Origin of the sequence: Pseudoalteromonas luteoviolacea CPMOR-1, from assembly GCF_001625685.1 — a bacterium.
Lineage (GTDB): Bacteria > Pseudomonadota > Gammaproteobacteria > Enterobacterales > Alteromonadaceae > Pseudoalteromonas > Pseudoalteromonas luteoviolacea_K.
This window is the reverse complement of record NZ_AUYC01000046.1, coordinates 82,322-109,072: the sequence shown is the minus strand read 5'-3', so window position 1 is coordinate 109,072 and position 26,751 is coordinate 82,322. Positions and strand designations below refer to the sequence as shown.

Sequence of the window (26,751 nt, the reverse complement as noted above, 5' to 3'; positions counted from 1 at the left end):
TAGATTTTATCGCGTATGATCTTAACTAAATGTGTTTGTGAAGAATATCAATAAATGCTGATTAATAAAAAAAATGAGATGAAAGACAATTTTAAAGAGGGCTTTGCTTGGCAACAAATGGGAAGTGGCGCTCAAGCAGTCGTTTGCTTGCACGGTTGGCTAGATAATAGTAACAGTTTTCAACCAATGGCTGAGATGTTGAGCGAAGCAGAGTTAGACAAGTACACATGGTACTTGCTCGATTTGCCGGGCCACGGACGCTCTGCTTGGAGATCGGAAGATGCGCAATACTACTTCGTTGAATATCTTTATGACGTCATACGTTTTATGACGGTTATTGATATAAAAAGCGCGCATTTTGTAGGTCACTCTATGGGGGCACTTATCGCCAACCTGTTGTCCAGCACTTTTCCGAACTATGTTCAGTCGTTGAACTTAATAGACGGTATTGGGCTCATATATCAGGGTCATCAACATGCAAAAGCCAATTTGATTAAAGCGTTTGAAGCGCGGCTAAAATTATCTAATCAAGATAAACGCTGGTTTGATGACAAGCACTCTATGATTAAGGCAAGGGCGAAAGTGGGTGGCTTCGACGACACCATTGCCGAGACTTTGATGGCGCGAAACATACTTGAAGAGCAAGGCCGGTACACGCTAAGCTCGGATCCAAAATTAAAGTTGCCATCAACGATAAGATTAAATCAAGAACAAGCAATGAGTTTATTAGATAATATTTCAGTAGACACTATGCTTATCTTACCAGACGAAGGATATGCTCAAATGCGTGATAACATGAAAAAATTTCTTCCATGTTTTGATAAACTTAGCGTTTCCAAAGTGTCTGGGGGGCATCATTGCCATATGCAATATCCCCGTGAGATTCTGAATGAGATCATTAAACATCTTGAAAAGCAGGCGCTTTGTTGATTGTAACTTTGCTTTAAATATGGGAATATCCCTCAGTTAGAGTATTTACTCAATTGTTTAAGTGCCTTATTTGCTTTAAGGTTAATGTAAAAAAAGAACGAGAATACAGGAGCTAAGAGTGGAAAAAATCTGGCTAAAGCGCTATCCAGAAGGCATGCCGGCAACGATTGATCCAGAACACTACAACTCGCTGCTAGAATTAATAGATGAATGTTTCACCAATTATGCTCAGTTACCCGCTTATTCGAATATGGGCAAAACACTGACGTATAAAGAAATTGATGAGGCAACTAAGTCGGTTGCAAGTTACATTCAAAACACACTTAAACTTGGTAAAGGCGATAAAGTTGCGGTTATGATGCCAAACTTATTGCAAACGCCAATTACAATTTTAGGTGTGTTGAGAGCTGGTTGTACGGTTGTAAACGTCAACCCGCTTTACACAGTTAGAGAATTGGAGCATCAATTAAATGACTCTGAGGCCAAAGCTATTTTTATTTTGGCTAACTTTGCAAGCACGCTAGAAAAAGCATTACCATCAACGCCTGTTAAACACATCGTTTTAACTCAGATTGGCGATTTGCTGGGTGGTGTGAAAAAGCACTTAGTGAACTTTGTAGTTAAAAAAGTCAAAAAGATGGTTCCGGCTTACAACTTACCATCAGCTATCCCATTCGCAAATGTAATGAGTTCGGATCCGAATGGCTATAAAAAGCCTGAAGTGGGTCAAAATGACTTGGCATTTTTGCAATATACCGGTGGCACGACAGGTGTGTCTAAAGGTGCAATGCTAACTCACGGTAACATGGTTGCTAACCTTGAGCAGGTTTCTGGTTGCCTAGATAAAGTATTAGACAAAGGTAAGGAAGTTGTGGTGACGGCACTGCCGCTTTATCACATATTTGCATTGACTGCGAATTGCTTAACCTTCATGAAATACGGTGGTCATAATATTCTGATCACCAACCCGCGTGATATGGCGGGTTTTGTCAAAGATTTAGCTAAGTATCCGTTTACGGTGATTACGGGTGTGAATACGCTGTTTAATGGCCTATTAAATACGGATGGTTTTGCGCAGTTAGATTTTTCAAAACTAAAGGTGTCTTTAGGTGGCGGCATGGCCGTTCAGCGTCCTGTTGCGGAACGTTGGCAATCGGTAACAAACTCACGTTTATTAGAGGGCTACGGCTTAACTGAGTGTGCACCGCTTGTGACAATTTGTCCTTTAGATCTAGAAGGTTATAACGGCTCGATTGGTTTACCTGCACCAAGTACAGACTTAAAAGTTATCCTAGAAAATGGTGACGAAGCACCTAAGGGTGAACCTGGTGAACTACTAGTCAAAGGCCCTCAAGTGATGGCGGGTTATTATAACCGACCAGACGCAACGGCTGAATGCTTGCAGGATGGTTGGTTTGCAACGGGTGACATTGCAACTTATGATGATGAAGGCTTCTTCTACATTGTTGACCGTAAAAAAGACATGATTTTGGTTTCTGGCTTTAACGTCTTTCCAAATGAGATTGAAGAGGTGGTCGCAAGTCATGATGGTGTACTTGAAGTTGCCGCTGTAGGTGTACCTCATGAAGTAAGTGGCGAACAGGTCAAAGTTTTTGTTGTCAGAAAAGACCAATCTTTGTCAGAAAAAGATATAATAGCGCATTGTCGTGAAAACCTAACAAACTACAAAGTTCCAAAAATGGTCGAGTTCAGAGATGAATTACCAAAAACGAACGTGGGTAAGATATTACGTAGGGCGTTAAAATAATGAAAAACCGGCAGCAGCCGGTTTTTTTTCGCTAAAAGCGAAGGAGTCAATGTGCAGTACCAGTTTATTCAAAATCAAGCTGAGCTAGATGAGTTTGTTAATCTCATTTCTTCAAGTAAAATTTTAGCAATAGATACTGAATTTATGCGTCGTAGAACGCTTTATCCGGAAAGTGCGTTATTTCAAGTATTTGATGGCACGCATCTCGCTTTAATTGATCCATTAATTGACATGGACTTTTCAGCTTTATGGGCACTGTTTACTTCGCAAGAAGTGATAAAAGTTATCCATTCTCCTTCCGAAGACATTGAAGTATTTCAAAAGTTTGGTGGTATTGTTCCTTCACCGTTATTTGATACACAGTTTGCATTACAGCTTTTAGGCGAGGGTAATTGTGTTGGCTTTGCAAACATGGTTAAAAACCTGCTGGATGTAGAAATTGATAAAAGTATGTCACGTACAGATTGGCTGAAACGTCCATTATCTGACAAGCAGCTAGAGTATGCTGCGGCTGATGTATTTTATCTTTTACCTTGTTTTGAACAGCTAATTCAAAAAATTAAGGATAAGCAGCTTTTTGATATCGTTATATCTGAAAGTGAATTAATTGCTAAAAAGCGCGCATTTAGAACACCTGATGAATACCTTTACCTGAATATTAAAAATGTTTGGCAGCTGAGAGGGCGTGACCTTGCCGTATTGAGAGAGCTGGCAGCGTGGCGCATGAATAAAGCAGAGAAAAAGAACATCTCTGTTAATTTCATTTTAAAAGAGCTCAACATGGTTGAAATTGCCAAACGTCGTCCAAGTTCTTTGTCGAGCATGAGAAATATTCCTGAAGTTGAAGCCATGGAAGTAAACCGTTCTGGCAAAGAAATTTTAGCGTGTATTGAGGTTGGCAAAGCCGTTGCTGATGATGTGCTTCCTTCAAAAGTGAAAAGACTTATTGATTTTGCCCAGTATAAAAAGGCAGCCAAAGAGATTAAGTCAGATATTACGGATGTTGCTAAAAAGTTTGATTTACCAGTAGATGTGATTGCATCAAAAAAACAAATTAACCAGGTGATCAGTTGGAACTGGAAGCTGAGCGCTAAAGAGCGTGAAGTGATGATAAAACCAGACTTATTCCAAGGCTGGCGTAAGCAACTTATCGGTGATGCATTGAAAAAGTGGGAAGTCTAGCTTCTTGCTTTGGTAGAGCGAAGCAAGGCTTCGCTCTATTTATTGAGTCACAGTTTAGCGTGCTCACCCTCGTTTAATATATACAGTGGCGTGCGCGTTTTTAGTTCCTCTTTCATATGTAAAAGACGGAATAGTGCAGAGTGGGATGTATGGTCTCCCATTTTCCAACTCATATTACCGTGTCCCCAAGGGATCATTATTCCGCAGTTTAGCTCATCAGCAGCAATAAGCGCATCCTCCGGCGTTAAATGGACATTTCTATACCACTTACCGTGCTTTTCATGATGATAAGACGCAATCGGTATCAAGCAGACGTCCATATCACCATATTGGTTATGAATATCTTTGAAGTGTGCAGAATAACCGGTATCACCGGCGTAAAATAACTTCCTGCCTTCACTTTCGAAGACCCAGCCTCCCCACAGCGTTTCATCATCATCACTTGTGATCATGGGAACCACAATACGGCTGCTAAAGTGGTGCGCTGGCACAAAGTGAACGTTTGTCTTACCAATGTCATACTGTGTGAACCAAGGCATTTCGACAATATTGTAACCACCCTTAGGAAAGTAATCTGCAAAGTTTAATGGGGTTAGATAGGTTGGATGATTGCCAATGCTTTCAATATCGGACTTATTGAAATGATCATAGTGAATGTGTGAGTAGACGACCGCTTGCGTGGATTCAAGTGTTTGTTTGCTATATGCGTTGGGCTCTGTTCGATAAAAGCCACCTGCCAAATGAACAAATGCCCAATCAACGGGCCAGTCAAATTGGCCTGTAACAGGATCAATCAGTATGGTTTCACCACTAGGTGTTGTAACAGAGAAGCTGGCGTGACCTAACCATCTAACTTCGAACGTATTTTCTGAACCATTTGAAAGGACAGGGTTTTGGCCGACATACTGGCAGCGTTCCATGTCATTCTCGCACTGGATCTCTTGGCTTTTAGGGTAGCAATTGTCCTTACAAGTATAGGGATAATCTTCAGGCATCTTATAAGTATTGGCAAACTGGTGCGTATACCCTTCCGTGACTTTGTATTTGATGTCTTTCGTCGGTTCCAAACGATTTACATTATTTTGTGACGCACATCCCGCTATTAGTAAGCACAGAGGAAGTGGTAGGTATTTGTTTATCATAGATATAAATTTCTTATTGTATTTAGTGATGTCTGTCTCTATCCTGAAATTGCGTTAACTACTAAAACGTTAATTAACATCAAGTCACTATGGGAGTGTTATGGAACGAGTTTCAGACGAAACCTGGTACGCAGTATTATTGTTTTTCTCGCTGATAATAGTACCTTTTTTAATAGGGCTCGCAATATTTAAAATGTATCGAAAAGTGTTTCCTGTTAAAACCTCTCAGTATGACTCTGTAGTAGAGGAACTAGACGCGAATCGAATCGGTTTTTTTAAACCTTTTCTAATCGGGTGGTTGATATGCGGGCCAATCGTTTTTTGGTTTTATAATGAGTATTTAGTGCATGTCTAGAAGCTAAATAGGCTCTTCCGTGAGCCTGTCTCACACTTAGGAAATTTGTTTAGTCTATGTCGTGGTGACTTGGAAGCGATGAAAATGAGCCATATCTCGTGACAGCATATGCGCCACATTTGGCTGAAAAGTTCAATAAATCCAATATTTTAGCTTCACAACTTACAATGTCCATGAATGAAGTTTGAGATAGTTTCCTTGTCATATCTGCCAGCAAACCACCAACAAATGCGTCGCCACCAGCAGTTGTATCTACAGCATTCACTTTGGGTGGTGTAATGTAACCAGAAAATTGCGCTGTAAAATAACGAATATCATTTGCACCGTCTGTGATGATCAATAGCTTAACTTGGCTAGAGAGTATCGCTTCTATGGTATTTTGTTCATCTTTAGATGGATGCGCATGCGTATTTAAGAATATCAACTCTTCTTTGGAGAGTTTGACTACATCAGATTGCGACATAATATGCCAGATTCTATCAAGGCAATGATTCTTTGATGGCCACAGGTTTTCTCGCAAATTCATATCGAAACTTTTGATTAAACCGTGTTGCTTTGCCTTTTCCAAAGCAGTCACTGTGCTGAGGTAGATGTTTTTTTCTGTCAGACTGTTTGAACAGACGTGTAAAATTGTGCCTTGCTCAAACATGTTGTCTTCGAAATCTTCTGCACGGAAAAGTAAATCGGCAGCAGGTGGTCTATAAAAGCTAAAGCTTCGCTCGCCCTCGCTATCTAGTGAGACAAAAGCCAGCGCTGTTTTTGCTTCAGAGGTAAATTTTACAAATTGAGTATTTACCTGATGACCCGATAGCTCGTCTTTTAAAAAGTGACCAAACATGTCATCGCCTAACATGCCACAAAATGTGCTTTCTACGCCTTGCTTTGCAACAGCGACAGAGACATTTGCTGGCGCGCCGCCTGCATATTTTGTGAAAGATTCAGGTGTGCCACCGTCGGACAAGAAATCTATTAGCGCTTCACCAAAACAAACAACACTCATTAGCCATTCTCTCTCAAATTATATGCTCTTAACACTTCGTAACAGGCACCCATCGTGTGGTAATCAGTTTTACCTGCGGGGCTCTTTTCATCACTGTAACTGCGGTTGTCTTGCGTGAGAATTCGATACCAAGCGCCATATTTATGGTCGATCATATTATCCCAGCTGTATTGCCAGATTTTCTCATACCATTGCCAATATTGCTCATCTTGAGTCTCTAGTGCTAGCAGGGCAGCTGCGGCAAAGCTTTCTGCTTGAACCCAGAAATATTTGTCGCCATCACAAATGCTTTTATCTGGTGCGAAGCCATAGCAAATTCCGCCATGCTCTTTGTCCCACGCATGCGCAAGCGCCTGATCAAATAAGAACTTAGCCTTGTCTACCATCCATGCTTCTGCTTTGTGTCTATTTAAGATAAGCAGCAGTTTGGTCCATTCTGTTTGGTGACCTGGCTGGAATCCCCACGGTCTAAACAAATGTTTAGGGTTCTCTTTGTTATAATCCCAATCGATTTCCCAATTGCTGTTGTAATGCTCCCAAACTAGACCATCCGCTAAGTTTGCCTGTCTTACTGTCATATTGTGGGCAAGTGTATAAGCGCGGTCTAAAAACTTGTTATCATTGGTTGCTTCAAAACACATTAGTAGCGCTTCACACATATGCATGTTTGCGTTTTGACCGCGATACTTATCTGCTTCTGTAAAGTTGGCGTTAAACTCATCTAGGTATAAGCCAAATGCTGAGTCATAGTATTTTTCTTCTAATAGTGACCAGACTTGCTCGATAGTGTCTTTTGCTGAGTTGATACCGGCTTTTACAGCCATCGCATTTGCAAGCAATACAAATGCAAGACCATAACAATGGTTAGTGAGATCGCTTGCCTCGCCATTTTCGATAAGCCAAGCATATCCGCCGTTTTCTTGCTTGTGGGCCTTTTCTAAATAATCTAAACCGTGTTGGACTAATTCCAGATATTCCGTTTTATCCGTGTTGATATAGGCCATGGCATAGTTAAAAACAAAGCGCGTGCTAGAAACAAGATGACGAGTGTTGTCATCATAAATGTCACCGTTGTCCTTGAAAAACTGATAAAACCCACCCTTGTTGTCTACGCACCTCGGATGATAGAACGCCATGGTTTTATCAATATGTTGCTGTAAAAAATCTCTACTTTTAAAATCTAGCGACATTATTTGTGCTCCACTCTCAAATCGCGTAGCGGTCAATAGGTTATAAGCATCATAAAAGTGCGAAAAAATGCGCATTGTTTACCTGAGCTTATTTTATTTGATGTATTGACCGTTATTTTCTCATTTATTCATTTACTGTAGCATCTTAAAAAAAATAATGGAACGATCCAATAAAACATTTGTGATTTTCTTGTAACAATGTGTAGAATCATTACATCCTTTAACATGGAGTAATCCGAGTGAGTGAAATCAACATGAATCAAAGCTTTGCAGCAGGCGCCCAGAACAACGAAAAAAACTACTTTTTTCCGCTTGCTGCAATGACAACCCTGTTCTTTTTATGGGGTTTTATTACGGTATTTAACGATGTTTTAATCCCGAGATTAAAAAGCGTTTTTGACTTAAACTACACAGAAGCGATGTTAATCCAGTTTTGCTTCTTTATTGCCTACTTCGTTGTTTCTCTTCCCGCCGGTAATTTAGTTAAGCGATTAGGTTATCAAAAAGGGATTATCATTGGTCTTGTCGTTGCCGCTGCGGGGTGTTTACTGTTTTATCCAGCAGTGATTGTGCATCAATACTGGGTATTCTTAACCGCCTTATTTGTGATGGCGTCTGGTATTGTTATTTTACAAGTGTCAGCTAACCCATATGTTGCAGCGCTAGGCGCACCTAAAACCGCATCTAGCCGTTTAAATTTGGCGCAAGCACTTAACTCATTGGGCACAACTTTAGGCCCAATTGCAGGCGGCATGTTGTTATTTGGTGCGGGCAGTGCGGCGGTGGTCGAAGCTGCTAATGCTGATTCTGTCAAAGTACCGTACTTGGTCATTGCAGGTTGTTTGCTTGCAATCGCGGTCGTGTTTGCGTTTTTGAAGCTACCAACAATCGAAGCGCATATCGAAACTGAAGACTGTAAAGTCAAAGGTAAAAACTTAAAAGAGGCGCCGCATTTAATGATGGGGGTTGTCGCTATATTTTGTTATGTCGGTGCAGAGGTGTCGATTGGCAGTTTTATCGTTAACTATTTTGCTGAAGAGCATATCGGCGGTTTGGATGCGCCAACAGCGGCTAAATTGCTTGGTTATTATTGGGGTGGGGCAATGGTTGGTCGCTTTATTGGCTCCCAAGCACTTAAATATGTGGCGCCTTCAAAAGCATTGGTATTCAACTCAGTAATTGTCATGCTGTTGTTGGCAGCGACCATGCTAACTGAAGGTAATGTTGCCATGGTGTCAGTGTTAGCAATTGGTTTGTTTAACTCTATTATGTTCCCAACAATTTTTACAACTGCTATTGAAGGTCTTGGTTCACTGACAAGTAAAGGTTCAGGTTGGTTGTGTTTGGCCATTGTTGGTGGTGCTATTATTCCGCTATTACAAGGGGTTGTAGCAGATACAATGCATATTCAAATCAGTTTCATTGTGCCACTTGTTTGCTACATTTTCATAGCTTGGTATGGCTTAAATGTCGTAAAACTATCAAAGCAATGGCATGACAAAATAGCGTAACGCGCAAACTTCTTTCTAATAAGGCAAGTGTTCACTTGCCTTTTTTAACTTAAATTTATAAATTTCTATCTCATAAGTATTGAATACGTATTCATAGACGTTGTATATTAAACCCAGTTGGAACGATCCAATCATAATTTAGAATAAAGGAGAGGCACATGCATCGCTCTATTTGGGCTGCAGCTATGTTGTCACTTACCTCAGTTTCGTCGGTAAGTGTAGCAAGCGAATCAAACACGCAGTGGGTTGATACATTTATTGGTACTGGCGGAGATGGTCATACATTCCCTGGTGCAGTTGTTCCATTCGGTATGGTCCAATTAAGTCCTGATACTGATAATCCTATGCGCGGCGTTTCACCACAACCAGAAATATACAAGCGCTGTGCAGGTTATCACTATGATGATCATACGATAGTAGGTTTCTCTCATACGCATTTCTCAGGTACTGGCCACTCTGACTTGGGTGACTTGCTTGTGATGCCAATTACCGGTGATGTCAAACTAACAGCGGGCACTGCTGAAAAGCCTGATACGGGTTACCGTTCACGCTTTTCTCACGATAAAGAGTGGTCTGAGCCAGGGTACTACGGCGTTGAACTACAAGACTACGATGTGACAGCTGAGCTCACAGCAACGACACGTGTAGGTATGCATAAGTATACTTTCAATAGTCATGATGACGGCCATGTTTTATTTGATTTAACCAGCTCAATTTATAACTTTGAGAACAAAGTTATTTGGAGTGACATTCGTAAAGTTGATGACAGAACGCTAGTTGCTTACCGTGCGACCAATGGCTGGGCGCGCAATCGACAAATGTACTTTGCAATTCAATTTTCACAGCCAATCGATGACTATGAGTTCATCAACGAAGACAACATGCGTTATAGATGTATGAACTGTCTAAATACCAAGCAAAAGCACTCAACGATTGAAAACAAAGCTGTCAAAATGACCGCAGGTAAAGCCGTGAAGTTTGTTGCGTCTTTCGATGGTCTAAAAGACAAGCCGCTTTACGTTAAAGTTGGCTTGTCAGCGGTGAGTCGTTCAAATGCACTTGAAAACTTAAATGCTGAAATCCCGCATTGGGACTTTGATAAAGTACGTGCTGAGTCAAAGCAGCTGTGGGCTAATTACTTAGACAAAGTGGATGTAGAAGGTACAGTATCTGAAAAGCGTCAGTTCTACACAGCGTTGTATCATGCATTACAAGCACCAAGCATTTACCAAGACGTAAATGGTCAATACCGAGGTGTTGACGGTGAGATCCACGATGGTAAAGGCTTTGAACACTATACATTATTCTCTCTTTGGGATACTTACCGTGCACTTCACCCATTACTGACGTACATCGATCCAGATCGTGTATCGGGTATGATCCAATCAATGTTAGTTCACTATCAACAGAGCTACGAAAAAATGTTACCTATCTGGTCTTTCCATGCGCACGAGACATGGACAATGATTGGTTATCATGCGGTATCTGTCATTGCAGATGCTTATCTAAAAGGTATTCGTGACTATGACATTGACTTGGCGGTTGAAGCGATCACGAACACGGCAAATAACAAGGTGTATGATGCCATCCCTGAATATAAAAAGTACGGCTACGTACCTATGGATGTATTACCAGAATCAGTCTCTATTACACTAGAGTATGCGTACGATGATTATGCTATTGCACGTATGTTTGAAGCGATGGGTAAAACAGAGCTTGCTAAAGATTATTATGCGCGTGCAATGAGTTACAGAAACGTGTTTGATCCTGAAACTAAGTTCATGCGTGGTCGTGATACTAAAGGTAACTGGAATCCTGACTTTAATGCATATGAAGCAAAGTATATGGGCGCATTTACTGAAGGTAACTCGATGCAGTACAGCTTCTACGTACCGCACGATGTTGCAGGCCTAATTGATTTGATGGGTGGCGATGATGCATTTGAAAAGCGCTTAGATGATTTGTTCGATACGCATTTATCAGCAGATATGATCAAAGAACACGAAGATATTGCTGGCTTAATCGGTAACTACGCACATGGTAATGAGCCGAGTCACCACATTGCTTATCTTTACAACTATGCGGGTAAACCTTGGCGTACACAAGAGCGTATTCGCCAAATAATGGATACATTAAGCTCTGATAAGCCAGATGGCCTTGCGGGCAATGATGATGTAGGTCAGATGTCAGCGTGGTATATTTTCTCTGCGATGGGTTTCTATCCAGTGGCACCGGGTGATTTGTCGTATGCGATTGGTGCACCGCAAACACCTAAAGTCACGTTAAAACTGGCTAATGGTAAGACTTTCACAACGACTGCGAAGGGCTTAAGCAAAACGCATAAGTACATTCAGTCAGTTAGTCTCAATGGTAAGCCGCTTAAACGTAACTATCTAACCCATGCTGATATTATGGCAGGTGGCGAACTTAAGTATGTAATGAGCGATAAACCAAACAAAGCTTGGGGTAGCGAGATCAGTGCTCGTCCGCCGTCAATGTCGGAGTACAACTAAGCATGAAAATGAAAACTGCAATCTTTTCGCTTGCAGTAGCTGCGGGCCTTACGGCCCACAGCGCATCAGCGTTAGAAAATATTAATACAGACATTAAACCAGTCCAGTTTCAAGCCGATATCGCTTGGCAGCAGTTTGCTTTACCTAATGTGCAAATTCGTAATTTCAGCAAAGACACAGTGCCGGTTTGGCAACATGTTAATGTGAATTTGATAAAGCAAATTTCTTATAACGTTGCACGCATTTTGTATAGTGATAAACAACGTGCACCGGAGCTACCGTTATTAGAAATCATCATTGAAGATATGAATGGCGTTGCATACAAAGAAGGCGACTTCAATGGTGCAAAAATTCATATTAGTGCTCAATACCTTAATAAATATGCACAAAGCCACAGTGCACAAGCGCTTTATGATGAGTTAATCGGTGTGCTTTATCATGAGATTGCCCATGCGTATCAACTGGATGATCATAATTACAAAGAAATTGGTCCGATTATTGAAGGGATCGCCGATGTTGTAAGAATGAAAGGTGGTTATGTTGATTTTGAACATCGTAAAGCGGGTGGCAATTATGACACTGGGTATAAAACCACCGCGTTTTTCTTGCATTGGTTAGAAGAAAATCATCACCCGAACTTGTTGGTAGAGCTAAACGCCCAATTAGATCCTTCTGATAACAAAAAGTGGAGCTGGAAAAGCTTTTCCTCTGAGATGGAAATAAACCTCGATACAGCTTGGTCACATTATCAAAGTAAACTCTAATTTTAGTTCTTTTTTACTATATCAAAGGCAAGTAAAACTTGCCTTTTTTATTGCCAATTAAAAATAATTCAATAAATTTATAATATAAAGATAAAAACTGCCGATAACAGGGGGACAAACCCGTAAAGATTTGATACAACCTACTTAGTAGTAGATAAGAACAACAACAGGATCTGCATGTTTAGCGCCTTTAAATTTACCACCAAAATTACACTTGCGGCTTCGGTCGTACTTGTTATCGTTTTAAGTCTCTTTACAGTGAATAACTTTGTCTTGATGCGCTCTCAGACTCAAGACCAGTTAACACTTGTGTTACAAGAAATTTCTCAATCAGTGTCACAAAATATTGCTAACTGGCTAAATGACCGTTTAGACATCGTTCAGTCGGTTGCACAAGGTCATTTAAAGTCTGACAGCAATGACGATGTGCGTCGAAGATTGCAAACAGCTGCTGCTGCAGGTCATTTCAAAAATACCTTTATAGGCACCCCGGATGGTCAATTTGTGTTAAATGATGCGTCTATTGTCTTACCAAGCGATTTTGATGCCACAACACGCCCATGGTATCAACTTGCGGTGCAAAAGCGTGACACGGCCTTTACTACACCCTATACAGATGCAACAACCAATGAGCTGACCATCACAGCCGTAGTACCTGTATACAGTAACGGTGTTTTGTCTGGCGCTGCCGGTGGTGACATCGATATGGCCACTATCACAGAAATCATCAATGAAATAGATTTCCTTGGCTTTGGTTATGGGTTTTTGCTCGATGGTGAGGGGCGTATATTAAGTCATCCAAATACACAGATGAATGACAAAGATATGCGTCAGTTATTTGGCCAGCAACTTAATTTGCAACAGGAATTTGTTGAACTTGAGATAGACGGCAAAGAAAAGCTGGTCTCTTTTGTCAAAATGCACGGCATTAAAAATGTAGATTGGTACCTAGGCGTCGTGATTGATAAAGAGATAGCATATTCGTCTATTTCTTCGTTTAGAAATATGGCCTTGGTTTATATGTTATTAGGTGTTGTCGTCATTGTTGTGATGATGCAGCTGCTATTGAAGTATTTGATGAGGCCTATGACACACCTAAACGAAGCGATCAAAGACATTGCACAAGGTGAAGGTGATTTAACCAGACGCCTGGTTGTTGAAAATAATGACGAATTCGGGGAGTTGTCTAATTACTTTAATTTATTTGTCGAGAAAATACATCAAAGTATTTCTAAAGTAAAAAGCACGACGGATGCACTTGAAAGTGTCATGGAAGGGCTGCAAAAGCAAACGCAAGAAGCGTTAGATATTTATACTGAGCAAACTAAGCGTACAGACAATGTCGCAACCGCAATCAATGAACTGTCTTCAAGTGCGATTGAGATTTCAAATAATGCTAAACACGCATCGGAATTAGCAACGGGGGCCAATAATTTATCTGATCAAAGCCAATCTGCACTCAATTCTAATATTGAAGAAATTGGAGCTTTGAGTTCTAAAATGCAAGAAGCACAATCGACCATTGATGGACTTGATAGATTGACCGCAAGTATCGGCCAAGTATTAGAAGTAATTAAAGGGGTCAGTGAGCAGACTAACTTACTTGCATTGAATGCGGCGATAGAAGCTGCACGTGCCGGGGAGGCGGGCCGTGGCTTTGCGGTTGTTGCAGATGAGGTTAGACAACTTGCTCAGCGTACTCAGGAGTCGACGCAAGAGATTGAAAATACCATTGGTGAATTGCAGCAAGGTTCTGCCTCTGCGGTTGCTGTCATGAAACTGAGTATTGAGGATTCAAGTGCCAGCGCTGAGCAGGCACAGTCTGCGGGTACCAAAATGCAAGAAGTCTCCCATGCGATTGAGTCCATTGATGGCATGAACCATGCCGTGGCAAACGCAACTCAAGAGCAAAATACTGTGATCCAATCCCTTGATGGGGACATTCATGGCATTAGCGATTTATGTGTTCAGGGGAGTGCAAGCTTGCAGCAAACGCTGGATGAATGCAAAACGCTAAAATTGCAATTTGATGAATTAGAACACATGATGAATAAATTTAAAGTGTAACAATTAAAGGGCTGCATTAATGCGGCCCTTTTTAATATTGAATTTATTAGTATAAATCCCTTCTTTAAACTTATATTACATCTGTCACAGTAATGTATTAATTGCGCAACACGGTTGTCATTTTTCGTATTTAAACTGCACACACTTCAAAATTGGAATAAGCAAATATTATAAAAGGTGTGTGAGATGAAGTGCGTTAACCAATTGCTTTTAGCGGGCGCGTTTGCAGTAGCAAGCAGTGCGCAGGCAAACGATCTCAATCAAGTAATAGACTCTAGCTCTGCCATTAATAAATCAGCGCTAACTTCTCAAAATAAAATCGATGCGATTTCAGATAATATGCAGTCTCGTCTGCAGCAATTTAGAACGCTGAATAAGGAAATAGAAGGCCTTGTTGTATACAACAGCCAATTAGATAAGCAAATTAATAACCAATTAGAAGAAATGGCTGCAATTAATGCGTCGATGGACCAAGTGTCTGTTATAGAGCGTCAGATCACGCCATTGATGTTACGAATGATTGCTGGCCTCGAGCAATTCGTGGCTTTAGATGTACCTTTCCTACCAGAAGAGCGTGCCAATCGTATCGCTTCTCTTAAAGCTTTGATGGATAGAGCCGACATCACATCGAGTGAAAAATTCCGCCGTGTATTAGAGGCTTATCAGGTTGAAGTCGAATACGGCCGCACCATTGAAGCGTATTCAACACTGATAACGATTGATGGGCAAGAGCGTGAAGTAGACATGCTGAGAATTGGTCGTTTAGAGCTTCTGTATGTGACGAAAGATGCAGCAAAAGCAGGTAGTTGGAACAAAGAATCTAAGCAATTTGTCGCTCTGCCTAATACCAATATTAGCCAAATTAATAAGGGTGTTCGCATTGCGCGTAAGCAACTTGCCCCAGACATGTTAACCCTGCCAGTTCAAGCAGCTCAATAAGAGGTATAACTAATGAGCTTTTTAAAATCATTTAGCCGTAAAGCATTACTTGTATCTTCTATGGCATTGAGTGCGTCAGCATTTGCAAATAATGAAGCAATGGATTTAGACGCGTTATTGAAAACACTTGAATCTGGTCAAGCTGCGCAAACTCAGCAAAATAAACAGCGAGAAGCTGAGTTTAGATCGCGTGAAGATCAGCAAGTAAAAATGCTAAATGCACTTGTATCTGAGCGAAACAATCAGTTGAATCGCTCTGAGCAAATGGAAACTCAGTTCGAAGAAAACGAAATTAAATTGGGTAACCTAAGTGACACGCTTTCAAAGCGCATGGGCTCTTTAAAAGAGTTGTTTGGGGTGCTTCAGCAAGCATCGGGTGATGCAAGTTCTAAATTCAGAACATCAGTCGTCTCCGCCGAAATTCAAAATCGAACTGAATTGATGGACGACATGGCTAAGAAGATGGGCTCTACATCAAAACTCGCTTCGATTGAAGATATCGAAAAGGTGTGGTTTGAACTACAGCGTGAAATGACAGAGCAGGGTAAAGTCACTCGCTACAGCACGGATGTGATTGTCGCTGGCGGTGAAAAGGTAAACAAAGAGGTGATGCGTGTCGGTGCATTTAACTTAATTGCAGATGGCAAATACCTGACTTTCAACCCTGAAACAAACACAATCTCAGAGTTGACTAGACAGCCTGTATCACGCTTCCAACAAAGTGCGGCTGACTTGCAAGGGGCAAGCGCAGGTAATGTTGACTTTGCACTGGATCCAACAGGTGGTTCAATCTTGGGCTTATTGGTTCAAGCGCCAAATAGGAAAGAGCAGGTGGAGCAAGGTGGTGTTGTAGGTTATGTCATCCTTGCCGTTGGTGCACTGGCTTTATTAATTGCACTTGAGCGCTTCGTATCACTTATGTTGATAGGTGCCAAAATTAAGCGTCAGCTTAAATCAGATGTAGCTAGAGATGACAACCCACTTGGTCGTGTCATGAAAGTCAAAGAGCAATATCCAGATGTGGCGTATGACACATTAGAGCTGAAGTTAAGCGAAGCCATATTACGCGAAATGCCAAAAATTACACGTAACTTAACGTTAATTAAAATCATCTCAGTGGTCGCGCCTTTACTTGGTCTATTAGGGACAGTGACCGGTATGATCAATACCTTCCAAGCCATTACTTTGTTTGGCACAGGTGACCCTAAACTCATGGCTGGTGGTATCTCGACAGCACTTGTAACTACGGTACTAGGTCTTGTCGTCGCAATTCCGACGGTATTCTTATACACCGTATTGAATACACGTTCACGTAACCTGCTTCTTATTCTTCAAGAGCAAAGTGCAGGCATTATTGCAGAGCGAAGTGAAAAAGGAGCGTAATCATGGTGCTACTAGTAGATGCTATTACCGCACTACAAGAGTTCCTTGATACGGGTGGCCAGGTACTCCTGGTCATCGCAGTAGTCACCTTTGCAATGTGGCTACTTATCCTGGAGCGCTTTATGTACTTTTTTGGTAAGTACAGAAGCTATAAAAAGCAGACGGTAGAAACTTGGCAAAACAGATCTGAGCGAAATAGCTGGAATGCAGAGCAAATTCGCCAAGGCATGATATCCAAAGCAGGAATTGAACTGAATAGTAATTTGGCTTTTATTAATGTCATGGTTGCACTATGTCCTTTACTCGGGCTACTCGGTACGGTTACTGGCATGATTGAAGTATTTAACGTAATGGCAATTACTGGCTCTGGTAGCGCGCGCTCGATGGCAGCAGGTGTATCAAAAGCCACCATACCGACAATGGCTGGAATGGTAGCGGCACTGTCAGGTGTATTCGCTTCTACTTATTTACAGCGTAAAGCAAAACGTGAAGTTGAGCTTTTAGAAGATAAATTGCTGTTAGATCATTAAAGAATTTGAGGTATTAAAATGAGAGCTCCTCTAGCAAAAGTTTTCCAAGAAGAAGAAACCGAAGAAATTAACATGACTCCCATGTTAGACGTTGTATTTATCATGCTTATCTTCTTCATTGTAACCGCTTCATTCGTCAAAGAAGCAGGTATAGATGTTAACCGCCCAGAAGCGGCAACAGCTGTGAAAAAACAACGTGCCAACATATTGGTCGCGATATCTGATAAAGGTGAAATTTGGATTAATAAACGTCAAATTGATATTCGTGCTGTGCAAGCAAATATCGAGCGTTTAAAGGCAGAAAATCCACAAGGCAGTGTCGTTATTCAAGCAGATAAAAAAGCGACGACTGAAATTTTAATTAAAGTCATGGATGCATCACGAGCAGCAGGTGCGTTCGATGTGTCTATCGCTGCACAAGAATCTTAAGGGCACACGATGCGTTACATAATTGCATTATTAGTTGCAGGCGTCGTCACTTTCTTCTTGTTTCTTGGTATGCAGGCTCTGATCACAGGAGGTCAAGGGACTGCAACAGAACCTGTTAAGGGTAATGTGCTTGACTTTGTCAGGTTGAAAAAAGAAGAAACAGTAGAGAAGAAAGAGCGCAAGCCTGAAAAGCCACCAACGCCTAAAGAACCGCCACCGCCAATGGATGCGCCGCAAATGCAGGCAAATAATCTTGATGCTGCCGGTGCGAATTTTGATTTTTCAGCAAACGTTGATGCGGATGTAGACTTGGCGGGCGGTTTGGCACTTGAGTCCAGTGATGGAGAGTACCTACCGATTGTAAAAGTTGCGCCAGTTTATCCAAGACGCGCACTTTCACGGGGAATTGAAGGTTTTGTGATCGTTGAGTTTATTGTCACTAAACAGGGCACAGTGCGAGACCCTGTGGTTGTGCAAGCTGAGCCAGAAAATATCTTTAATCGTGCTGCAATGGATGCCGCATTAAAGTTCAAGTATAAGCCGCGCGTTGTAAATGGTGAGGCTGTTGAAGTGGCTGGTGTACAAAATAAGATCACCTTCCAAATTAATGGTTAGTGAAGTTAGGAGTTTGTATTATGAAATTAATCAAAAATATACTGGTTCTTAGTGCCACGACGTTAGCCATAAATGCTTCTATCAGTATGGTCTCTTTGGTACCAGAAGTTTCACTATCTAGTGCGTATGCTGCGACCAAAACAAAGCGTGTGCCAGCTTTGAGGGAAAAGGTGTATAGCCAGTTAGCGAGAGCCCAAAAGCTTGCTGACGATGGCAATGTACAAGAAGGTCTCGAAGTTTTAGACTCGATAAAAGGGCGTGCTTCTAGCATGAACTCCTATGAAGTTGCGATGATGCATAACTTTTATGGGTTTATTTACTACAACGAAAACCAATTAGACAAAGCAATTGCGTCTTTTGAGAAAGTGGTTGCCGAAGAGGCTATTCCAGAGTCTTTAAAGTTGTCGACGACCTTTAGTTTAGCGCAGCTTGCTATGGCTAATGGCGATTATGGTAAAACAGTTGCATATTTGGAGGATTGGAAAACTTTAAATACCCAACCGATTAAAACCAATTACTATACGTTAAAAGCTCAGGCGCTTTATCAGAATAAACAGTATCAAGCTGCACTAGCAAGTATCAATACAGCAATTTCATTAGTCGAGTCTAAAAATGAAGTACCAAAAGAGAACTGGTTAGTACTTCAGCGTGCTTTATATTACTCGTTAAATCAGCCTTCAGATGTCGTTAATACATTGGAGAAAATGGTTAAGCTGTTTGATAAGCCGCAGTATTGGATCCAGCTAGGTGGAATGTATGGTGAGATTGGCGCTGAGAAAAAGCAACTTGCTATTTTAGAAACTGCGAAACAGCGTGGGTTTATAAAGACCAAATCTGAAGTATTACAGCTTTCACAAGTTTATTTATACAATGGTTTGCCGTTTAAAGCTGCACAAGCTTTGCAAGAAGGTATAAAGAATAAGGTAATTGACAATACCGAAAAAAACTTATCTTTTATTGCTGAAGCTTATGTACAAGCGCGCGATGAGAAAAAATCAATCGAGTTTTTTGAAGCTGCTGATAAACTATCGTCACATGGGCAGTATCAACAGCGCTTGGCTGAAGTATACATTAACCTTGAGAACTTTGATGAAGCGGCTGATGCGGCAAGGGCTGCGTTAGAAAAAGGTGGCCTTACTTTTGAGTCAAATGCATATGTTGCACTTGGTATGGCGCAGTATAATTTAGAAAATTATGATGCATCTATACTGGCATTTGAACAAGCTGAAAAGCATAAAAAATCAGCGCAGTTAGCTCGTCAATGGATTAAATATGTAAAAAATGAAAAGCTTCATAAGCAAAGCTTAAAAGAAGCGTTAATGTAAATTATAATAATAATTCGCAACACCAAAGCTGCCTTCGGGCGGCTTTTTTATTTTAAATTTATTATATTTTGTCATTTTAACTTATAAAAACTGTCACTCATTTGTAACACGGTAAATCTATTCTTTCTCCATTAAATAAATACGGTTATAACAATTATATCTTTGGAGACCAATATGAACCTTTCTGGTTTATTTAAAGTAAGCTTAATTTCTTCTGCTCTTGTACTAGCTGGTTGCGGTGGCGGCGACATCAATATCACTCCTACAAATAACGACAATCATGTAGACAACTCAGTTGAAAACCCGGTCGTTGTTCCAGATACAGGTAATGACGGTGGTGACGATAATGGTGGCGACAAAGTTGTAGAATTGCCATGTGCAAGCTACACAATGGACGGCACGACGTTTAAAGGTGACCAAGACGGTATCCATTGTAAATATAGCCAAGCGTTCGCAAGTAATGCAAAAAGCATCTCTTCTTCATTCTTACTAGAAGCATTACCAGACGGCGGCGCACACGTTTTTGAAGGTGCATTATTCATCGGTGATGATGTTGATACATCAAAAGGTGGTTCAATCGACCTTGACGGCCCTACTTTAACTATCGAAGCAGGTGCAACCATTGCATTCACAAAAGCTGAGAACTTTGTACGTATTGGTCGTGGTTCTAAAATCCACGCTGTTGGTGAACTTGGCAACCCAATCACTTTCACTTCAATTAAAGAAGTAGACGGTGATGCAGAAACAGTACCAGCGATGCAGGACTGGGGTGGTATCCAAATTAATGGTTTAGCGACAACCGTTGAGTGTACTAAAACTGAAGCTGAATCAGGTATGTGTAACGTAGCTGCTGAAGGCGTTGTGTCTTACTACGGTGGTAACAATGATGCTGACAACAGTGGTTCACTAGAGCACGTTGTTGTTAAGTATGCAGGTAACGGTGTAGAAGGTGACGAGCTTAACTCAATTACTTTAAACGCAGTTGGTTCAGGCACTAAGGTTGAATACATTCATATTCACCAAGGTTATGATGACGGTATCGAATTATTTGGTGGTCAAGTTAACATCAAGCACATCGTTGTAACAGACACTGCGGATGACGGCATTGACTGGGATACAGGTTGGAAAGGTAATGGCCAGTTCATCCTAGTTCAAACACTAAACCAAGGTAACCACGGTTTCGAAACAGACGGTGGTAAAAAAGACCCGACAACTGATGCTGGCGCAGACAGAGCAACAACGGTTTCTAATCCAACAATTGCTAACGCAACAGTAGTGAGCAATGGAGTTAAAGGTCCACGTGGTCACGGTGCTGGTATGGAAATGAAAGAGTGGGGTAAAGCTCAACTTCATAACATGCTTTTTGTAAGTAAAGGCACTGAAGACGGCGCAGCATGTTTTGACCTATATGACAAAAACGAAGGTTCAGGCCCAGTAGGCGTTCACGCAAATGCAATTGCTGGTGACATCAAGTTCCACAACTCTATCTTTGCTTGTGCAAACAACTTTGAACCTGAAAATATTACTTTAGACGGTGACCTAGCAGGTTTTGATATCGCTCAGTGGTTTACAAATGATGGTAACCAATTAGTTGGTTTCAGCGCATTTGAAAATGTACTTGGTGCAGATTTAGCGACTACTAACGGTACTATCAAAGATAAAGATGGTAACAATGTAAGCGTTGAGTCATCAAAGCTTAGCGACGAGAATTCATTCTTTACTGACGTAACGTATGTTGGTGCATTAGGTGAAGACGAAACAGACACAAACTGGGCAAAATTCGTAGCACAGTCAATCGCTCGTACAAAATAATCTAAGCCATAAAAGAAAAATTGGAAGGGCGCTTTAATGCGCCCTTTGTGAATCGAAATTTTGGTTTAGAGGAATTACAAATGAAACCAATCAAAGTGTTTAAAACAAATTTGATAACGATTTCTTTGCTTTCTCTTTTAAGTCCTTTGTCAACACAGGTTTTGGCACAAGAGACAGCACAAGAAATTGAAGAAGTTGTCGCGGTAGGAAGCCGCTTAAAAGGCAGTGCGAGTGCTGTCATTGAAGAGCGTAAGAATCAAGCCTTTGTTGCTGATATCATGGGGGCAGAGCAGATTTCACGTACTGGTGATAGCGACGCAGCATCTGCACTTCGCCGTGTGACAGGTTTGAGTCTCGTAAACGATAAATTTATTTATGTGCGTGGTCTTGGTGAGCGTTACTCCAGTGTTCGCCTAAATGGTGCTCAAGTTCCGAGCCCTGATCTAACTCGAAATGTCATCCCTTTGGATATTTTCCCGTCTAGTATCATTGAGTCTTTAGCCGTTCAAAAAGCATATTCTCCGAATATGCCAGCTGCGTTTGGTGGTGGTGATGTAAACATCCGTACTAAGAGCATTCCTAACGACCGTGTGATCAAGCTGGAAATCGGTTTAACACACAAAGACACAAACAGCACTGGCTTTGTGTACAACGGTAGTGATGATGACTGGTTAGGTGAAGATGACGGTTTACGTGCAATGCCAAGCACGATGAATGCTGCGCTGAACAAGTATATTAATGGTATTTCAGATATTTCAGTATTGAATATTCGCGATATTGAATCTAAAGAGCGCGGTGAAGCGGTCTCTCAAGCAGAAGCCATTGCAATCAACAAATCACTGACTAAATCTTTGCACCGTGATTTTGGTATGGTTGAAAAGAGCCTAGATCCTGATTTTGGCGGCAAGCTTGTTTATGGCGATAGATTTGACGATGTATTTGGTTTTGGCGGTTCGCTAGGTTTCTTATTCTCTGCCGCTTATGACCATGAATGGTCCCACAGCAAGGGATATTCAGCAGTTTTATCATCTGTTGATGTGAAGCCTGAAGATTGTGGTAAGTCTGACTTAGAATGCTACTCTGCCAGAACAGATAAAGAATCGACTAAAAAGAACGTAAAGTTTAACAGCTCTCTTAACGTCGGTTATAAACTCGATGGACACGACGTTAATGCATCTTACATGATGTTAAGAGACACTGAAGACGAAGCGTCAATTTCGTTATATCAAGAGCCATCAAAGTCATTAAGCATTGCAAGTGGTGAGCTCCAGCGCAAGAATCTAACATCGTTCGAGCAGCGTGAATTGGAAGTGATTCAATTCCGCGGTACGCACAATATCGAGTATGACTTCATTAAAGGTGTCGGCTTCGACTGGCAGTATACAGACTCTACTGCGACTACTGACATCCCAAGTGAACTTGAGATCACAGCCAGAGATCGTTATACAGACGGTGCTTACACAGATACGTACACCAGTGGTCCATTAGGTGGCGATCCGTTCTTATACCGCTTTGTTGACATGGAAGATAAAGTCGAGAACTTTGGTTGGAACTTATCCAAAGCATTTTACTTTGACTCATCAGAAGTTGAGCTAAAGGGTGGTGCTTACTATGTTGATAAAACGCGTGAATATAAAACCGATTTCTTTAAGTATCGTTTTGGCCCGAATGAAAACATTATTCTTGCCACCAATAAAAATGAAGCATTAGGAATTGGCAGCATCTTTAAAGACGATAGCCGAGTTGATAACACTGAAATTGAGATCTTGTTCCAGGAACCAACCGCAGATGATTATATTGCCGCACAAAAAATCGACGCTTACTATGGTAGCTTTGACTATGTGTATGCAAACGACTGGCGTTTTTCTGGTGGTTTAAGATATGAAGACTTCAGACAAGTTGCGTTGGCTTTCTCACGCTCTGTGTTTGATGCCGAATTATTGAATGACAAGTTAAGTGCTGAAGCAATTCAAGAAGCGTCTGTGATGGAAGATGAGACGTTTGGTTCGTTGTCTATGACTTATAGCCAACCGAGCTATCAGATTCGTGCTGGTTGGGGCCAAACGATTGTTCGTCCTGACCTTCGTGAACTGACACCTGTTCAATATCAAGATCCTTTGACGGATTATAGAACGCTTGGTAACCCGACTTTACAGTCGAGTCATTTAGATAACTTTGATGTGCGTGTCGAGTTCTATTTTGAAAGTGGTGACAACTTCTCCGTAGGTGCATTCTATAAAGATATCGACAAGCCGATCGAGGCTCAGCTAAACGAGCGTGATGGCCGTTTTACGTTAGAGTTCGAGAATGCTGATTCTGCATATGTTTATGGACTCGAGGCTGAATGGCTGGTGGAATTGTCTTCAGATTTCTTAGGCGGCGCATTCTTTACTTCTGGTAACTTAACCGTAAGTGACTCAGAAGTTGAAATACTTGAAAGTGCGAGAGGGGATTTAACCAATCTTCAACGCCGTATGACTGGTCACTCTAAGTATGTTGCAAACTTGCAGCTGAACTACGACTCACATAATGGTAATCACCAAGGCTCTGTCATTTACAACGTATTTGGAGATCGTATCCTAGCAGCAGGTGTAAACGGTTTTGACGATGCCTATGAGCAACCGATCAACTCCTTAGACGTAGTATATAGTTACTATCCAACGTTCAGTACGACAGTTACGTTCAAAGTGAAGAACTTGCTTGGCCAAGATTTTGAAGTTGAACAAAACGGTGCGCTTATTCGCTCTCAAGAAACTGCGCAACAAGTTAGCTTAGATTTTGCAATTGAATTCTAAGAAAACATAATGAAAAAAAAAGACCACTTTTGTGGTCTTTTTTTATTTTTGCCATTATTAAAATAATCATGGTTTTTATTTAGTATAATTATTTTAAAATCATCTAAATATATTCCGGTTTTTATCGTCTTTATTTTTAGGTTTAAGATTGTCTATAAAATTTAATAACTTTCACGTGAGAAATATTACATTTACGTAAGCGTAAACATATATTAGATTTGGATTTTTTTTATAATCTAGATCAATATTTAGAATGATTTTTACTTGAAAATAGCAGTAACCTGACTCATAATAGCTAACACAAAAAGGTTATCGCATATCCTTACCATATTCAGGTATTTTGTTAACATTAAATAAACATCTTACCGAAACAGAGTTCTAGTTTGATGCGCAGCATCAAGCTTGGACGCAACCTTTACATGTTGTATCCAAACCCCGCGTTGCGGGGTTTTTTTATGCCTAATCACCGTTTTAAAACTTGCTATCTCAATACTGTGTTTGTCTAAGGTTAACGCGAGATTTTTCGCTAGATGAGTAATTTCGTAATTGCCCCAAAAAGTACTAGAGCTCATAGCTATATTTTGATAGGTTAGACGTCTAGACGTACCCCTCACGCAATGAGTAATTTTAATTAAATAAAGGGTAATGTAATGAATAATGTAGGATTTGTGGGCTGGCGTGGCATGGTTGGCTCAGTACTAATGGAGCGCATGCAACAAGAAGGGGACTTTGCTCACCTTAATGCGCATTTTTTTACCACCTCACAGTCAGGTCAACTAGGCCCTGATTTTGCGGGGGCAGCCAAACCGCTAAACAATGCATTTGACATACCTTCTTTAAAAGAAATGGATATTATCGTGTCATGCCAAGGTGGTGATTATACAAAAGAGGTTTATCAGCCTTTGAGAGATGCTGGCTGGCAGGGTTACTGGATAGACGCTGCATCGGCATTGCGTATGTCGAGCGACAGTATCATCGTTCTAGATCCAGTCAATAACGATGTGATCCAACAAGGGCTAGAACAGGGAGTTAAAACATTTGTAGGGGGTAACTGTACAGTCTCCTTGATGTTATTAGCACTTGGTGGCCTGTTTGAAAAAGACCTTATTGAGTGGGTTAGCCCGATGACATACCAAGCTGCTTCTGGCGCTGGCGCACGAAATATGAGAGAGCTAATCACACAAATGGGCGAAATTCATAACAGTGTGAGTTCGCAGCTTGAGAACCCATCTTCTGCGATTTTGGAAATTGATAAAGTTGTTGCTGATAAACTTAAAGATGACAACTTGCCGACAGATCAATTCGGTGTGCCGCTTGCTGGGAGCTTAATCCCTTGGATAGATGTGCCTATGGAATCAGGCCAAAGCAAAGAAGAGTGGAAAGCTGAAGTTGAGGCTAACAAAATCTTAGGTTCGATTAAGCAGCCTATTCCTGTCGATGGCCTTTGTGTTCGTATTGGCGCAATGCGCTGTCACTCACAAGCGTTAACCATTAAGCTTCGTGAAGACATTGAAGTGAGTGAAATCGAACGTATTCTTGATGAACATAATGAATGGGTTAAAGTGATTCCGAATGAAAGAGGGGTCACTTTACAAGAGCTTACACCTGTGAAGGTGACTGGATCGCTTCATATCCCGATAGGAAGGATCAGAAAACTCTCTATGGGTGAAAAATATATCAGTGCCTTTACTGTTGGTGACCAATTGTTATGGGGCGCTGCAGAGCCACTTCGTAGAATGTTACGTATCATCACAGGCTAATTCTATGCAAACGCCTAGCATGTCCAAGCTAGGCGTTATTGTCTTTATAATGCCACTTTAAAAGTTAAACTGATACACACTGTACGTGTGTTCAATGCCATCACAGTCAGTTGCTATCGCAGTTATTGGCTTGAAAGAACTATCTAAAAACCATTTTGCAGTCATGTTTGATCCATCAGAGCATGCCGCACCTTTTGTATAGGCGATTCTTTTCCGCTAGATCTACCTACGAGTACATTTTCATTACTATAAATTCTGACCTCGGAATGTGGAGGAACATCAGCAATAAATTTATGAAATACTCTTATTTTGTACCAACGAGTGATCGCACCATTACAAGATGCAGACTCGCACTTTAAATACACAAAGTTGTATGAGTACTTGAGCAATCCATCATCTGCGCTTTTTGTCACTTCAGTTGCGGAGCCATTAACGCTGATGATGCTTGCTAAAAGTGTACTGGCCAACAATAGTGTTCTCATAACTTACTCCTTTTGATTGTCTGAATGAATAGGTCAAAAAAAATCATAAGTCATAGCAGTACAGTGGGTAAAAAAACACTCAATAACTGTTACATTATATTTACTTTTTTGCGGGTTTTTACACTGAATAGGGTTTAAATCTTAGTATAAAATGAAGGTGTTTGGTCTAATTTGTTACTAATATTTATATATTAAAGGTACAAGCTTGCTTTTTAAGTTGAGAGGTTTACCTTTAAAATTTACCCATTATAGAAAAATT

20 protein-coding genes are annotated in these 26,751 nt (G+C 40.9%); 16 read left to right on the top strand and 4 right to left on the bottom strand.

What is annotated here, in order from left to right; all coding sequences use genetic code 11:
• Window positions 1–54 precede the first annotated feature (54 nt).
• The 3 genes from N473_RS19285 (at window position 55) to rnd (ending at window position 3,880) form a co-directional block, all read left to right on the top strand.
• Complete coding sequence (locus N473_RS19285) at window positions 55–930, top strand: alpha/beta fold hydrolase (RefSeq protein ID WP_081221285.1); 876 nt, start codon at window positions 55–57, stop codon at window positions 928–930.
• A 118-nt stretch (window positions 931–1,048) separates the two neighbouring features.
• Entirely contained in the window at window positions 1,049–2,698 is a 1,650-nt protein-coding gene (gene fadD, locus N473_RS19280; protein WP_063369324.1) for a long-chain-fatty-acid--CoA ligase FadD, read from the top strand.
• A 51-nt stretch (window positions 2,699–2,749) separates the two neighbouring features.
• Window positions 2,750–3,880, top strand: coding sequence for a ribonuclease D (rnd, locus tag N473_RS19275; RefSeq protein ID WP_063369323.1), 1,131 nt, complete (start codon window positions 2,750–2,752; stop codon window positions 3,878–3,880).
• A gap of 47 nt (window positions 3,881–3,927) precedes the next feature.
• Here rnd and N473_RS19270 read toward each other — a convergent pair whose 3' ends face one another.
• The 3 genes from N473_RS19270 to N473_RS19255 all read right to left on the bottom strand — a co-directional run bounded on the left by N473_RS19270 (window position 3,928) and on the right by N473_RS19255 (window position 7,567).
• Complete coding sequence (locus N473_RS19270; protein ID WP_063369322.1) at window positions 3,928–5,022, bottom strand: MBL fold metallo-hydrolase; 1,095 nt, start codon at window positions 5,020–5,022, stop codon at window positions 3,928–3,930.
• 404 nt (window positions 5,023–5,426) lie between these two features.
• Window positions 5,427–6,377 carry a carbohydrate kinase family protein gene (locus N473_RS19260; protein ID WP_063369320.1) on the bottom strand — a complete coding sequence of 317 codons (951 nt, stop codon included), beginning with the start codon at window positions 6,375–6,377 and terminating at the stop codon, window positions 5,427–5,429.
• Complete coding sequence (locus N473_RS19255; protein ID WP_063369381.1) at window positions 6,377–7,567, bottom strand: AGE family epimerase/isomerase; 1,191 nt, start codon at window positions 7,565–7,567, stop codon at window positions 6,377–6,379. The genes N473_RS19260 and N473_RS19255 overlap by 1 nt, the downstream gene beginning before the upstream one ends.
• A 239-nt stretch (window positions 7,568–7,806) precedes the next feature.
• Here N473_RS19255 and N473_RS19250 point away from each other — a divergent pair, with 239 nt between their 5' ends.
• From N473_RS19250 to asd, 13 genes are all read left to right on the top strand, one after another.
• Entirely contained in the window at window positions 7,807–9,078 is a 1,272-nt protein-coding gene (locus N473_RS19250) for a sugar MFS transporter (protein WP_063369319.1), read from the top strand.
• A 185-nt stretch (window positions 9,079–9,263) separates the two neighbouring features.
• On the top strand, window positions 9,264–11,591 hold the full coding sequence (locus N473_RS19245) for a GH92 family glycosyl hydrolase (RefSeq protein WP_231099602.1): 2,328 nt from the start codon (window positions 9,264–9,266) through the stop codon (window positions 11,589–11,591).
• An 8-nt stretch (window positions 11,592–11,599) separates the two neighbouring features.
• Window positions 11,600–12,355 (top strand): basic secretory protein-like protein, encoded by a 756-nt coding sequence (locus N473_RS19240; RefSeq protein WP_081221296.1) that lies wholly within the window; start codon window positions 11,600–11,602, stop codon window positions 12,353–12,355.
• 177 nt (window positions 12,356–12,532) lie between these two features.
• Window positions 12,533–14,422 carry a methyl-accepting chemotaxis protein gene (locus tag N473_RS19235; protein ID WP_063369316.1) on the top strand — a complete coding sequence of 630 codons (1,890 nt, stop codon included), beginning with the start codon at window positions 12,533–12,535 and terminating at the stop codon, window positions 14,420–14,422.
• 186 nt (window positions 14,423–14,608) lie between these two features.
• A complete protein-coding gene (locus tag N473_RS19230) occupies window positions 14,609–15,361 on the top strand; it encodes a DUF3450 domain-containing protein (protein ID WP_063369315.1) in 753 nt (250 codons plus the stop codon).
• 60 nt (window positions 15,362–15,421) lie between these two features.
• Window positions 15,422–16,744: a MotA/TolQ/ExbB proton channel family protein gene (locus N473_RS19225; RefSeq protein WP_419555162.1), complete on the top strand. Its 1,323-nt coding sequence runs from the start codon at window positions 15,422–15,424 to the stop codon at window positions 16,742–16,744.
• A gap of 2 nt (window positions 16,745–16,746) precedes the next feature.
• The gene (locus N473_RS19220) at window positions 16,747–17,274 is read left to right on the top strand and encodes a MotA/TolQ/ExbB proton channel family protein (protein ID WP_039610429.1); all 528 of its coding nucleotides are present in this window, start codon (window positions 16,747–16,749) and stop codon (window positions 17,272–17,274) included.
• 18 nt (window positions 17,275–17,292) lie between these two features.
• Window positions 17,293–17,703 (top strand): ExbD/TolR family protein, encoded by a 411-nt coding sequence (locus N473_RS19215; RefSeq protein WP_039610430.1) that lies wholly within the window; start codon window positions 17,293–17,295, stop codon window positions 17,701–17,703.
• 9 nt (window positions 17,704–17,712) lie between these two features.
• Window positions 17,713–18,318 carry an energy transducer TonB gene (locus tag N473_RS19210; protein WP_063369313.1) on the top strand — a complete coding sequence of 202 codons (606 nt, stop codon included), beginning with the start codon at window positions 17,713–17,715 and terminating at the stop codon, window positions 18,316–18,318.
• 20 nt (window positions 18,319–18,338) lie between these two features.
• Window positions 18,339–19,643, top strand: a complete 1,305-nt coding sequence (locus N473_RS19205) for a tetratricopeptide repeat protein (protein WP_063369312.1) — start codon at window positions 18,339–18,341, stop codon at window positions 19,641–19,643.
• Window positions 19,644–19,817: 174 nt separating this feature from the next.
• The gene (locus N473_RS19200; protein WP_063369311.1) at window positions 19,818–21,455 is read left to right on the top strand and encodes a hypothetical protein; all 1,638 of its coding nucleotides are present in this window, start codon (window positions 19,818–19,820) and stop codon (window positions 21,453–21,455) included.
• 80 nt (window positions 21,456–21,535) lie between these two features.
• Entirely contained in the window at window positions 21,536–24,250 is a 2,715-nt protein-coding gene (locus N473_RS19195) for a TonB-dependent receptor plug domain-containing protein (RefSeq protein WP_063369380.1), read from the top strand.
• 650 nt (window positions 24,251–24,900) lie between these two features.
• The gene (asd, locus tag N473_RS19185) at window positions 24,901–26,010 is read left to right on the top strand and encodes an aspartate-semialdehyde dehydrogenase (protein ID WP_063369309.1); all 1,110 of its coding nucleotides are present in this window, start codon (window positions 24,901–24,903) and stop codon (window positions 26,008–26,010) included.
• A 161-nt stretch (window positions 26,011–26,171) separates the two neighbouring features.
• Here the strand turns inward: asd and N473_RS19180 are convergent, their stop codons facing one another.
• On the bottom strand, window positions 26,172–26,492 hold the full coding sequence (locus N473_RS19180) for a hypothetical protein (RefSeq protein WP_063369308.1): 321 nt from the start codon (window positions 26,490–26,492) through the stop codon (window positions 26,172–26,174).
• Window positions 26,493–26,751 lie beyond the last annotated feature (259 nt).